Origin of the sequence: Alcaligenes sp. AB3 (assembly GCF_031844565.1) — a bacterium.
Taxonomy (GTDB): domain Bacteria; phylum Pseudomonadota; class Gammaproteobacteria; order Burkholderiales; family Burkholderiaceae_B; genus Alcaligenes; species Alcaligenes faecalis.
In genome coordinates this window covers 361,867-373,884 of the sequence record NZ_JAUZVM010000001.1, presented here as the reverse complement: position 1 = coordinate 373,884, position 12,018 = coordinate 361,867, and the positions used below count along the sequence as shown (strand labels likewise).

The 12,018-nt window shown below is 57.9% G+C and carries 14 protein-coding genes; 10 read left to right on the top strand and 4 right to left on the bottom strand.

Features of this window, described 5'->3' with window-relative positions; translation table 11 throughout:
- Positions 1-97: 97 nt before the first annotated feature.
- Complete coding sequence (locus Q9R35_RS01755; protein ID WP_063690854.1) at positions 98-1,036, bottom strand: glyoxylate/hydroxypyruvate reductase A; 939 nt, start codon at positions 1,034-1,036, stop codon at positions 98-100.
- Positions 1,036-2,541, bottom strand: coding sequence for a helicase HerA-like domain-containing protein (locus Q9R35_RS01750; RefSeq protein WP_063690855.1), 1,506 nt, complete (start codon positions 2,539-2,541; stop codon positions 1,036-1,038). Before Q9R35_RS01750 ends, Q9R35_RS01755 begins: the two co-directional genes overlap by 1 nt.
- Positions 2,542-2,680: 139 nt before the next feature.
- On the opposite strand from Q9R35_RS01750, the gene Q9R35_RS01745 reads away from it, so the two are divergent.
- The 10 genes from Q9R35_RS01745 (at position 2,681) to Q9R35_RS01700 (ending at position 10,028) form a co-directional block, all read left to right on the top strand.
- The gene (locus Q9R35_RS01745; protein ID WP_026483044.1) at positions 2,681-3,412 is read left to right on the top strand and encodes a YebC/PmpR family DNA-binding transcriptional regulator; all 732 of its coding nucleotides are present in this window, start codon (positions 2,681-2,683) and stop codon (positions 3,410-3,412) included.
- Between the two features lie 48 nt (positions 3,413-3,460).
- Complete coding sequence (gene purD / locus Q9R35_RS01740) at positions 3,461-4,750, top strand: phosphoribosylamine--glycine ligase (protein WP_063690857.1); 1,290 nt, start codon at positions 3,461-3,463, stop codon at positions 4,748-4,750.
- Positions 4,751-4,771: 21 nt separating this feature from the next.
- Positions 4,772-5,677: an oxygen-dependent coproporphyrinogen oxidase gene (gene hemF / locus Q9R35_RS01735; protein ID WP_086060342.1), complete on the top strand. Its 906-nt coding sequence runs from the start codon at positions 4,772-4,774 to the stop codon at positions 5,675-5,677.
- Positions 5,668-6,285 (top strand): nicotinate (nicotinamide) nucleotide adenylyltransferase, encoded by a 618-nt coding sequence (nadD, locus tag Q9R35_RS01730; RefSeq protein WP_311219258.1) that lies wholly within the window; start codon positions 5,668-5,670, stop codon positions 6,283-6,285. Before hemF ends, nadD begins: the two co-directional genes overlap by 10 nt.
- A gap of 8 nt (positions 6,286-6,293) precedes the next feature.
- Positions 6,294-6,698, top strand: a complete 405-nt coding sequence (gene rsfS / locus Q9R35_RS01725; protein ID WP_042481969.1) for a ribosome silencing factor — start codon at positions 6,294-6,296, stop codon at positions 6,696-6,698.
- Positions 6,699-6,771: 73 nt separating this feature from the next.
- Complete coding sequence (gene rlmH, locus Q9R35_RS01720; RefSeq protein ID WP_009456141.1) at positions 6,772-7,242, top strand: 23S rRNA (pseudouridine(1915)-N(3))-methyltransferase RlmH; 471 nt, start codon at positions 6,772-6,774, stop codon at positions 7,240-7,242.
- Between the two features lie 26 nt (positions 7,243-7,268).
- Positions 7,269-7,886: a Maf family protein gene (locus tag Q9R35_RS01715; RefSeq protein WP_311219257.1), complete on the top strand. Its 618-nt coding sequence runs from the start codon at positions 7,269-7,271 to the stop codon at positions 7,884-7,886.
- A 140-nt stretch (positions 7,887-8,026) separates the two neighbouring features.
- Positions 8,027-8,800 (top strand): thiol:disulfide interchange protein DsbG, encoded by a 774-nt coding sequence (gene dsbG, locus Q9R35_RS01710; RefSeq protein WP_042481972.1) that lies wholly within the window; start codon positions 8,027-8,029, stop codon positions 8,798-8,800.
- A gap of 21 nt (positions 8,801-8,821) precedes the next feature.
- Positions 8,822-9,124: a hypothetical protein gene (locus tag Q9R35_RS01705; RefSeq protein WP_063690859.1), complete on the top strand. Its 303-nt coding sequence runs from the start codon at positions 8,822-8,824 to the stop codon at positions 9,122-9,124.
- Positions 9,125-9,257: 133 nt separating this feature from the next.
- Positions 9,258-10,028: a MipA/OmpV family protein gene (locus Q9R35_RS01700; RefSeq protein WP_042481977.1), complete on the top strand. Its 771-nt coding sequence runs from the start codon at positions 9,258-9,260 to the stop codon at positions 10,026-10,028.
- Between the two features lie 6 nt (positions 10,029-10,034).
- Here Q9R35_RS01700 and Q9R35_RS01695 read toward each other — a convergent pair whose 3' ends face one another.
- Positions 10,035-10,412: a hypothetical protein gene (locus Q9R35_RS01695; RefSeq protein WP_042481979.1), complete on the bottom strand. Its 378-nt coding sequence runs from the start codon at positions 10,410-10,412 to the stop codon at positions 10,035-10,037.
- A 127-nt stretch (positions 10,413-10,539) separates the two neighbouring features.
- On the bottom strand, positions 10,540-11,994 hold the full coding sequence (locus Q9R35_RS01690; RefSeq protein WP_311219256.1) for a YdgA family protein: 1,455 nt from the start codon (positions 11,992-11,994) through the stop codon (positions 10,540-10,542).
- Positions 11,995-12,018: the final 24 nt, after the last annotated feature.

Genomic DNA, 12,018 nt, shown 5'->3' with positions numbered 1-12,018 from the left:
CGGCCTTATTCTGACAAGACGCTGCTCTGTTCACAAAACAGCAAGTAGCCTGCCAGCTCCCCACGGTGCTGGCAGGCGGGTCCTGATCCAACAATGATTAATAGCCCTGGCCGTGATCGACTCGCCCGGACGCCGGTTTGCTTTCTTGCAAAAGCTCGATACGCGAACCGATTTGCTCCAGTGCCAGCTCTCGCACGGTGATGCCCGAAATGTGCGGCGTAATCATCACGGAAGGAATGCCCCAATACGGATGGTCTGCTGGCAGCGGCTCCTGGGTGAAGGCGTCCAGCAAAGCACCTGACAGATGGCCGCTCTTGAGAGCCTCCAGCACATCGGCATCAACCAGGTGACCACCACGAGCCACGTTGATCAGATAGCCGCCAGGCTGCAAATTCGACAATACGTCGCGATTGATCAAGCCCTCGGTTTGCGGAGTCAATGGCAAAGCATTAACCAGGATACGACTGGCAGATACGCACTCTTTCAGGCCCTGTTCACCGGCATAACAAGGGAAGTCAGCCTCGTGCAAACGACGCGACCAGCCATGCACCGGGTAACCCAGACTGGCGATGACCTTGGCAATCTTGCTGCCAATCGCACCCAGACCCAGCACAGCTACCGGCCACTGACGGCGGTCAATCGGGCGATGCGCTTTCCATTTGCCTTCACGCGCCTGTTCTTCGTATGGCTGAAACCGGCCCACGGCACGCAGCACACCATACAAGGCATATTCGGCCATTTGCTCGGCCATGCCCGCATCTTCCAGGCGGTACAAAGGCATTTCGGCCGGGATAGTCCCTGCCACCGCATCCACGCCCGCCCCCAGGTTAAAGGTAGCGCGCAGATTGGGCTCCTGCTTGAACAAGACCGTATCCGGCTGCCAGACCACGGCATAGGTCGCCCCGGTGCTGGGCTGGCCCGGTACGAACTCGTCGACTTTCCAGTGAGGATAAGCTTTGCGGAATTCGTCCGCCCACCGTGTGGTTTCAGATGGCCGTGCGGTAGCAACAATAAGATGTGGCAGTTGCGTGGGCATTAACGTTTCCCTCCAAATAAAGAACCCAACACCCCACGCAGCACTTTGGTGGCAGCCCGTTTGGTCTCGGTTTTGATCATGCTTTGCACCAAGCCATCTTTCTTGCCACCCCGCGGCCCTGTTGATCCAAATAGAAAGTCATTCACCACGCCCATCAGGCCGTCATCCTTGCCAGCCGCCGTGCCACCCGCCTGAGTGGCTCCCGCAGCGCCATTGGCGGCCGCATCCGTCGCTTTTTTGGCCAGCACTTCGTAAGCGGACTCACGATCAATAGCTTGGTCGTACTTCAAGCCAAACAAGGAGGCTTGTCGTACCGTTTGTCGTTCCGCATCGGTAGCGGGACCAATCCGGCTACCCGGCGCCACCAGCCAGGCACGCTCGGTAGGCGTGGGAATCCCCTTGGCATCCAGCATGGACACCAGGGCTTCACCCACACCCAATTCCGTAATGGCCGCTTCAATATCCAGACCTGGATTGGGACGCATGGTTTGCGCCGCCGTCTTGACGGCTTTTTGATCGCGCGGCGTAAAGGCGCGCAAGGCGTGCTGAACCCGGTTACCCAACTGGCCCAGAACGGTATCAGGAATATCCAGCGGGTTTTGTGTCACGAAATAAATACCCACCCCTTTGGAGCGAATCAGGCGTACAACCTGCTCCACTTTTTCCAGCAGGGCCTTGGGTGCACCTGTAAACAATAAGTGGGCTTCGTCAAAGAAGAAAACCAGACGCGGCTTGTCCAGATCGCCCACCTCCGGCAGACGCTCGTACAGATCAGCCAGCATCCACAACAGGAACACGGCGTACAAACGGGGTGATTGCATCAACTTGTCGGCGGCCAGCACATTAATCATGCCCCGCCCGGCCGAATCGGTGCGAATCCAGTCCATCACATCCAGGGCCGGCTCACCAAAGAAGCGATCCGCCCCTTGCGTTTCCAGACGCAGCAAGGCTCGCTGAATGGCTCCCACACTGGCGGCGGCAATATTGCCGTACTGGCCACGCAGTTCGGCCGCACGATCCGATATATCCTGCAGCAAGGCACGCAAATCCTTCAGGTCCAGAATCAGCTGGCCTTCATCGTCTGCCACACGGAAAAGAATGTTCAGAATCCCTTCCTGGGTGTCATTCAGCTCCAGAATCTGGGCCAGCAACAAGGGCCCCATGTCGGAGATGGTGGCGCGGACCGGGTGGCCCTGCTCGCCGAAAATGTCCCAGAAGGTGACCGGGTTTGCGCCCCAGGCCGGTTCAGGCAGACCCAGTTTTTGCAGACGCTCCTGCAGTTTGGGATTGGGCTGGGCAGCCTGGGAAATTCCGCTCAGGTCTCCCTTGGCATCAGCCAGAAACACCGGGGTTCCCTGGCGGGAAAACGCTTCGGCCAGCACCTGCAAGGTGACGGTTTTACCCGTTCCTGTGGCACCCGTAATACATCCATGCCGGTTGGCCAGCGCTGGCAACAGGTAAATGGGAGTATTGCTGTTCTGAGCAAGCAAAATTGGATCGGCCATGATTGTTTGTTCTCTTCCGGATAGAATGCCAAGTGCCTAGATTCTAGCGACTTTCACCCAAGCTCGGGCCTTGTCGCGCAGACAGGTTAAAATAGATCTGTTTTTCTTTGAACGTAGTCTACTGAATTGGTAATACTTTATGGCCGGACATAGTAAATGGGCGAATATTCAGCACCGTAAAGGTCGTCAGGACGCAAAACGGGGCAAACTTTGGACCAAGATCATTCGTGAGGTCACCGTGGCCGCACGTGCCGGAGGGCCTGATCCCGAGTCCAACCCACGTTTGCGCATGGCCTGGGACAAGGCAACCGCGGCCAATATGCCCAAAGACAATATTCTGCGCGCCATCCAGCGCGGCGCAGGTGGGGCAGACGACGCCAACTACGAAGAAATTCGCTACGAAGGCTATGGCATCAACGGCGCTGCCGTGATTGTGGACTGCATGACCGACAACCGTCAGCGCACTGTCTCGGATGTGCGTCACGCCTTTACAAAAAATGGCGGTAATCTGGGCCTGGACGGCTCGGTCGTGTTTCAATTTCGCCACTGCGGTCAGTTTCTGTTCGCTCCCGGCACTTCGGAAGACACGATTATGGAAATCGGTCTGGAAGCCGGTGCCGACGATATCGTGACGGACGAAGAAGGTCTGATCGAAGTGCTGTGCGCTCCCACGGATTACCCGGCTGTGCAAGCCGCGTTCCAGGCAGCAGGCCTGACGCCCGAAGTGGAAGGCGTGGTCATGAAAGCCCTGAACGAGACCGAACTGAGCGGCGACGATGCCGTCAAAATGCAAAAACTTCTGGACGCACTGGAAGGCCTGGACGATGTCCAAGAGGTCTACACCACCGCCGTCATGGACGAAGCCGAATAACCTGGTTCCTGAAAACTCCTCTTTGCGGGCCCTGCCCGACTCATCACTATGAAGCTACTTGTTGTCGGCAGCGGCGGCCGTGAACACGCCTTGGCATGGCGCCTGGCCCAATCTGCACGCGTGCAGACTGTCTACGTTGCCCCTGGCAATGGCGGTACCGCGCGTGCCGAACGTATTGAAAACCTGGCGATCACCGATATCCAGGAACTGATTGCCTTTGTGAAGCAAGAAAAAATTGCCTTCACCGTCGTCGGCCCGGAAGCCCCTCTGGCAGCCGGCATTGTGGACGCCTTCCGTGCGGCCGGTCTGAAAATCTTTGGTCCCACCCAGGCTGCCGCGCAGCTGGAAAGCTCCAAGGACTACGCCAAGGCCTTCATGGTGCGTCACAACATCCCGACGGCCGCCTACGCGACCTTTACCGATCCGGATGCCGCCAAGGATTACATCCGTCAGCAAGGCGCTCCCATTGTGGTCAAGGCCGATGGCCTGGCCGCTGGCAAGGGCGTGATTGTGGCCACCACGCTGGAAGAAGCACTGGGCGCCATTGACGACATTCTGGGCGATGGCCGCTTTGGCGCTGCCGGTGCCCGTGTGGTCGTGGAAGAATGCCTGACCGGCGAAGAAGCCAGCTTCATCGTGATGTGTGACGGCAAGAATGTGCTGCCCATGGCCACCAGCCAGGACCACAAACGCCTGAAAGACGGCGACCAGGGCCCGAACACCGGCGGCATGGGTGCCTACTCCCCCGCTCCTATCGTCAGCCCCACGCTGCATAACCGCATCATGCGCGAAGTCATTCACCCCACCATGCAAGGCATGGCCAAGGAAGGCTTGCCCTACTCCGGCTTTCTGTATGCTGGCGTGATGATTGACGATGGCCCGGACGCTACCCGCCCCATCAAGGTGCTGGAATTCAACTGCCGCATGGGCGACCCTGAAACCCAGCCCATCATGATGCGCATCAAGAGTGATCTGACCGAGACCTTCGAACTGGCTCTGGCCGGCAAGCTGGACGAGGCCACCATCGAATGGGATCGTCGTACCGCAATTGGCGTGGTACTGGCAGCGGCCAATTACCCCGAAGAGCCACGCACGGGTGATGCCATCACGCAATTTGCGAAAGACACCGACGAGTGCATCACCTTCCATGCAGGCACGCAGATGAAAGAGGGCACCGTGGTCACCACGGGTGGTCGTGTACTGTGTGTCACCGCCATGGCCGACTCCATCCGTCGCGCTCAGGAAGCCGCCTACGAGGCCATTTCCCAAACGCATTTCGACGGCAAGCAATTCCGTACCGATATCGGCTGGCGCGCTCTGCCCAGCAGTGAATCCTGATTGTCGCAGCAAGGTCTTTTCATGTCTTTACCCATTGATACCGTCCAGGCTTATTTCCGTCAGCTGCAAAGCCACATCGTGGACACTCTTGAGCAACTGGATGGCACGCCTTTCGAGTCGGACCAGTGGGATCGTCCGGAAGGCGGTGGCGGTCTGTCCCGCCTGCTGGAGAACGGCCCCGTGTTCGAGCGGGCGGCCGTTCTGTTCAGCCATGTCAAAGGCCACACCCTGCCTCCGTCGGCCAGCGCCCACCGTCCTGAACTGGCCGGGCGCCCCTGGGAGGCCATGGGTGTTTCGCTGGTGATACACCCGCGCAATCCTTTTGTGCCCACCACGCACATGAACGTGCGCATGTTTGTGGCCCAGGCCCAAACAGCGGGTCAAGACGATGTGTTCTGGTTTGGCGGCGGTCTGGACTTGACGCCCTACTACCTGCACGAAGACGATGCGCGCCACTTCCATCAGGTGTGCCACGATGCCCTGGCGCCACACGGTGCGGATTACTACCCACGCTACAAGCGCTGGTGCGACGAGTATTTTTACCTGAAGCACCGCAACGAAACCCGTGGCATTGGCGGCATTTTCTACGACGATCTGAACGAGCCCGGCTTTGAGGCCAGCTTTGCCCTGACCCGCTCCGTGGGCAATTCCTTTACCGATGCCTATGCACCCATCGTGCGTGCCCGCATGGATCAGGAATACACCCAGGCGCATCGGGACTTCCAGGCCATACGTCGTGGCCGTTATGTGGAATTCAATCTGGTCTTTGACCGTGGCACCCTGTTTGGCCTGCAATCGGGTGGACGTACAGAATCCATCCTGCTGTCCATGCCCCCCCAGGCGAACTGGCGCTACAACTGGTCGCCCGAACCAGGCACACCGGAAGCGGCGTTGGCGCAATACCTGGTGCCGCGCGAATGGATTTGAAGCGAGTCGGGCTCTTGGGTGGCAGTTTCGACCCCATCCATAAAGCCCACGTAGCACTGGCTCTTGCCGCGTTCGAGCAACTGCAGCTGGACCAGGTTCAGCTGTTGCCCGCTGCCCAGCCCTGGCAACGCGACGCTCTGGGTGCCAGCACCCAGGATCGTCTGGCCATGGCCGAACTGGCTGCACAACGCCACCCCGGCCTGCAGGTCAACCCCGTGGAGATCGAGCGCGGCGGCCCCACCTACACCATCGACACGGTGCGCAGCTTGCCTGCCGGGTCGCGGTACTACTGGATTTTAGGCAGCGACCAACTGCATAACTTTTGCAGCTGGAACGACTGGCAGGAAATTCTTGAATACGTCGAACTGGCTGTTGCCCAGCGCCCCGGCAGTCCTGTGGAAACTCCCGAGGCCTTGCAACAGGAACTGAGTCGACTTCAGCGCCGTTTACATCAGATCGACTTTCTGCCCATGGACATCTCGGCCACCCAAATTCGGGAGCGAGTGCAGCGCGGTGACAACATCACCGCCCTGGTCCCGGAAGAAGTCGCTCAATACATTGACAAAAAACGGCTCTATCTTTCCCACCCACAGGCGCGCCCTGTATAGTTCTTTTTATGAATATAGAAACACTTCAACGACTCGTCATCGATGCCCTCGAGGACGTCAAAGCTCAAGACATCAAGGTCTTTAGCACTACCCACATGACCGGCCTGTTCGATCGTGTGGTCATCGCCAGTGGTACGTCCAACCGGCAAACCCGCGCTCTGGCCCAGAACGTGTTTGACAAGGCACGCCAAAACAAAGTCGAAGTCCTGGCCCATGAAGGCGAGGACACCGGCGAATGGGTGTTGCTGGATCTGGGTGACATTGTGGTGCATTGCATGCAGCCTGCCATCCGCCAGTACTACAACCTGGAAGAACTTTGGGGCGAGCGCCCTGTCGAAGTGGAACTGCTGCCGCAATCGCGCCAGGTTCCACCGGCTGGCTTTTTTGCCAGCGCCGACGAAGACGAAGACTAAACCCTTCCTCTGCCCTGTCGGCAATACCCGGGCCGCAGCTTACGATGCGGCCTTTTTTCTTTTACGACATTCCATGAAACTCATTGTCATCGCGGTAGGTCAGCGCATGCCCGACTGGGTGGAACAAGGCTGGCAGGAATATGCACGTCGCATGCCTCAGGACTGCGCCATAGAACTACGCGAAATCAAGGCCGAACCTCGTACCAGCGGCAAGACGCCCGCCCAGATGATGCAGGCCGAGGCCAAGCGCATTGAAGCAGCCATTCCCGCCCAAGCAATGCGCATTGCTCTGGACGAACGCGGCAAGGACCTGACCACTGTCAAGCTGGCCCAGGAACTGGAGCGTTGGCGCAGCAGCGGTCAGGATATTGCGATTCTGGTCGGAGGCCCGGACGGGCTGGATGCGGCCTTGAAGCAAAGCTGCCACGGCATGCTGCGCCTGTCTTCCCTGACGCTGCCCCACCCTCTGGTACGTATTTTTCTGGCCGAACAGCTGTATCGCGCCTGGTCGGTCATGACCGGGCATCCCTACCATCGCGCCTGAACCTTCTTTTAGTCCTGGTTTTTTTTATGCCTTTTCAGCCCATCTACCTGGCCTCTGCCAGCCCACGTCGCCACGACTTGCTCAACAGTATCCAGATCACGCATGAAGTCCTGAACGTGCCCAGCCCTCCGGGCGAGGATGAGCCGCGCCTGGAACAGGAAGCCGTGCTGGACTATGTCCGTCGCACGGCCCGCGACAAGCTGCTGCGCGCCCTGGAATGGCGAGCACAGAATAGTAGCCTGGATCAAGAACGCGCTATTTTGAGTGCCGACACCACGGTCTGCATGGGCGAAGACATTTTTGGTAAACCTGCTGATATGGCCGATGCCGCACGTATCTTGCGCGAGCTCTCGGGCCGCCGTCACAAAGTGATGACCGCCCTGTCATTGGGCGTGGGCGGGGTGGAATTTGAAAGCATCAGCATCAGCGAAGTCAGCTTCAAAACGCTGAACGAGCAGGAAATTGCAGAGTACTGTGCCAGTGGCGAGCCTATGGGCAAAGCGGGGGCCTATGGTATTCAGGGTCTGGGCGGCGCGTTCATCAGCCACTTGAGTGGCAGCTATACCGGCGTAATGGGCTTGCCCGTGCACGAAACCTACCGCTTGCTGGAACTGGCCAATCTGAATATTCGCACACCCGGCTAAACCGGAGAAACAGCCTGATCAGAACAGGAATGGGGAACTCTCCGCACAAGGCCTAGTCCCATTCTTTTATTCCATTTGGCTCTTAGTATATATTTTATGGATATATACATTCACCGACTGTTTTGCAGGATTTAATCACCATGTCGCTTTCTTCTTTTTCGATTCGTCTTGCCTTGGCCGGTTTGCTATGTACCAGCACCCTTGCTCACGCCGCCGACCGCCCCGCTGCCCTGAAGGCTCTGGAAGAACAAGGGCTGTCCATTGTGGGCGAGTTTGATGCTCCCGGTGGCCTGAAAGCCTGGGGCGCATATAGCGGGAATCGGGCACTGGCCATCTACAACTTGCCCGATGGGCAACACATGATGGTGGGCACCATGATCGATGCCAATGGCGAAGAGGTGCGACCTGCCGGCCTGGACGAGCTGGTTCAACCGGCTATCGCCAAAGACATGCTGGGCAAGCTGGAAAAATCCCGCTGGATCAAGGATGGCGACGACAAGGCCCCTCGCGTGGTCTACGTCTTTACCGATCCAAACTGCCCGTACTGCATGCAATTCTGGCAAATGGCCCGCCCGTGGGTGGAGTCCGGCAAGGTACAGCTGCGTCACATCATGGTTGGCATCCTGGCCCCCAGCAGCAGCCTGAAATCCGCCGCCATCCTGGCCGCCAAGGATCCTACCAAGGCCTTGAACGAGCACTCTCTGGCCATGCTGAAAGACCGCAGCGCCGGTGTGAAAGGTCTGGACAGCGTGCCCAGCGACATCGAGGCCGACCTGACCCGCAATGAAGACCTGATGATGGGCTGGGATTTGCGTGCTACCCCCGCCATGGTCTGGCAGGATGAGCAGGGTCGCATCCAAATGCAGACCGGCGCTTCACCCGACATCACCGAACGCGTTTTTGGCCCACGTTAATTTCAAGCAGGACATTTATTCATGAGCACTCGTGTTCTCTTGCATGCCCCCACCGCCGATGCCTTGGAGCGCGCTCGCAGCAATGCGCGCAACTTGCTCAAGGACATACCGGATGCGCAGATTCGCATCATCGCCAATGCGCAGGCGGTTAAAGCCTGCGTAGAAGGCGCAGAACACGAGTGTGACATCTATACCTATCTGTGCCCCAACACACTGCGCAACCAAGCGCTCAGCGCGCCAGAGCGCTTCCAAACCCTGGAGCAAGGAGCGATCACGGCGCTGGTGACACTGCAGGCAGAGAACTGGATTTATATTCGGGCCTGAGCAGATGTAGGCTTGGCACAACAGACCATACAGGCCGGTCATGATTTTGCCTAAGCCCGTTCAAACCTTGATACGATAGCTAGGCCCGCGGCAAGCGGGCCTGTTTTTATCCCGTATCACAAGGAAATCTGTCATGCCCACCCTCGCCCGCTCTGCTCTGCGTCCCTGCCTGCTACTCGCTTTATGTGCTTTAGGAACCAGTCAGGCACTGGCGCAGCAAACCACGGTTGGCGTGGGTGTGGGTTTCGCCCCCAAATACGAAGGGGCTGACAGTTACGATGGCCGCTTTTACCCCCTGCTGTCGCACCGCAATGGCCACTTCTTTTTGGCCCCCAAGGCAGGCATGCCTGCCATTGGTCTGCAAACCAACCTGACCGACAACTGGACTATCGGCACGTACGCCGCCCTGGCCCGCGCACGTAAATCGGGTGATGCTGACCGCCTGTACGGTACTGACGATATTGATCGTCACGGCAATCTGGGCGTTTTTACCGCCTACCAACTGGGCAATGCCAAGATCGAAGGCAGCTACTACCAGGCACTGAAAAGCGGTTACGGCGCGACAGCCGTTCTGGATCTGAGCTACCGCCTCTGGAACGACCAGGACAGCAGCTTCTCGCTGGGTGCGGAATTGAAATGGTCCAACGAAAAAGCCATGCGCACCTACTTTGGCGTGAAATCTCATGAAGCCGCTGGCAGCAATGGCCAGCTGCGCACGTACCGCCCTGATGCTGGTTTGCGCTCTTATGCCTTGTACGGCCAGTACACCCACAAGATCAGCGAAAGCTGGTCCCTGCAAGGCTTGCTGGGCGTGAACACCTTGGGTGAAGAAGCCAAAGACAGCCCGCTGGTCGAGAAGAAAAGCAGCGTCTTTGGTGGCATAGGCTTGGGCTACAGCTTCTAAGTCCCGTCAGGGTCTGCCGACCCGCTTGACCGTCAAGCCGTTGTGTTCCAGGCGCGCCTGCACAACGGCTCGATGATCACCCTGAATCTCCAGCGTTCCCTCTTTCAGCGTCCCGCCCGCTCCACAGGCGTTCTTCAATTCCTTGACCAGCGCCTTGAGCTGCTCTTGCGGCATCACCAGGCCCGATACCACGGTCACGCCCTTCCCTTTTCGTCCCTTGGTTTCCAGACTCAAGCGCACCGGCCCCTGAGCCTGAGACAAAGCGTGTTCGCGCCTGTTTTCTTCGCAACGGCACTGGTTTTGCGGCTGCCCGCAATCCGGACACATGCGTCCTTGCTCCGTGCTGTACACCAGCCGAGACAGCTGATCCGATAAGCTGGCCATAAAATCCGGCTCCCTTCCCTGATTAAATATTAAAAGCCCCCACGCTGCGCCTTTGGCTTGCTGCCCGGCGGTAAAAAAAAGCCCACCGAATTTCGGTGGGCTTTACGCTGGACCAGGCCCAGACGAATTACATCATGCCCATCAGGACCAGACCAAGCAATTGCTCGGAAGTGAAGCGCTGGCCGTTGATGTCGAACACGCGATCCTTGCCATCGTACTTGATAGCGGTCGAGATGCCGTTCTCGTCATTCTTGACCATATTGGACTCGGCGTAAGGAGCCACAGCAGCGTCCAGAATCATGTCCAGCATGGCAGCATTGCCTTCTTCAGGCGACAGGCCTTCAGCCTTGTCCATATCGGCAGCCAGACCACGCAGCATGGGTTTGGAGATCAGGAGATCCAGCTGAGCAGCAGGAATGGCTTCGATCCACATCTCGGGGCTGGTTTGCAGCTCTTGCAACGTCGCATCAGGCTTTTGGAAGTCCACACGCAACGTGGCTTTGGACTCGCCAGCAGCCGTGTACCAACGCAGAGGCTCAACACGCAGCACAGGCTTGTGCTCCAGTGCTTGCAAAACCAGTTCCATCATCTTCTGAGCCGTTGGGCCATCAACCGAATCCATATCGTTTTGCAGATTGGAATCGGAGATCAGCTTGGACAGCGCGGAGATAGCGGGTGCGTACACACGATCAAAATTCATCGACAGTTCAACCGAACCCAGCTTGACCTTGTCTTCAAACACCAGATCGGTCAGCGCGTAGACAACCTTGGTATCGCTGATGGAGTCTTTGGTCACCGCATCGGAGTTGATGGCGATCTGCTTGAAGGTGATGCCATCAGTCTCGGCCGTTTGCATCTTCACGCCATCGACGCTCAGCTTGCCGACCTGGGTGCCGTTCACGTTGATGTCGCCATCTTGCTTGAAGTCCACCACGAAGTTGGAGGCTTCCAGCTTCAATGGATCGTCGCTGATGTCATCAACGAACAGCTTGGGGAAGCTGCCGGTCACGACAATATCTTTGCTCTTGCCACCAGCCTTGGTGCGCAGCTGACCACCGCTGAAATCCACTTTGATTTCGTCGCCTTGGTGCTTGATGGCTTCAAAGTGCACGTTGGAGTCCACGGCACCGTCAAAACCAACCAGGCTGTCTGCCCACAAAGGGGTCTTGTCGCCAGTCAGCTTGTACCAGCCTTCCGTATCCTTGGTCTTGACCAAGGTGCTGTGCGACAAGGCGGCAACAGGGGTGAATTTACCCAGAGCCATTGCCGACACAGGCAAAGGACCGTGGCTGATCTTGTCATCAAAAGTCAGCTCCAGAGGCTTCTCTTCAGCGTCGGAAGGCTTGATGGTGATGGTGTAGCGAGCGGTAGAAGAAAACACGCCACGCTGGTAGTCCACCACATTCATGACGACCGACTCGCTCATGCCCATTTGCTGCATCTGCTCGGCAGCCAGAGTATTGAACTGGGCCACTTTCTCACCCACCAGCGCTTCAGTTTTCTTACCGGTGTACCAAGTCGAACCGCCATATGCGGCCGCTAACACGACAACCAGTGTGACCAGCCCTGTACTTTTCTTCATGACTTCCCTTTTGTAGACCTACAG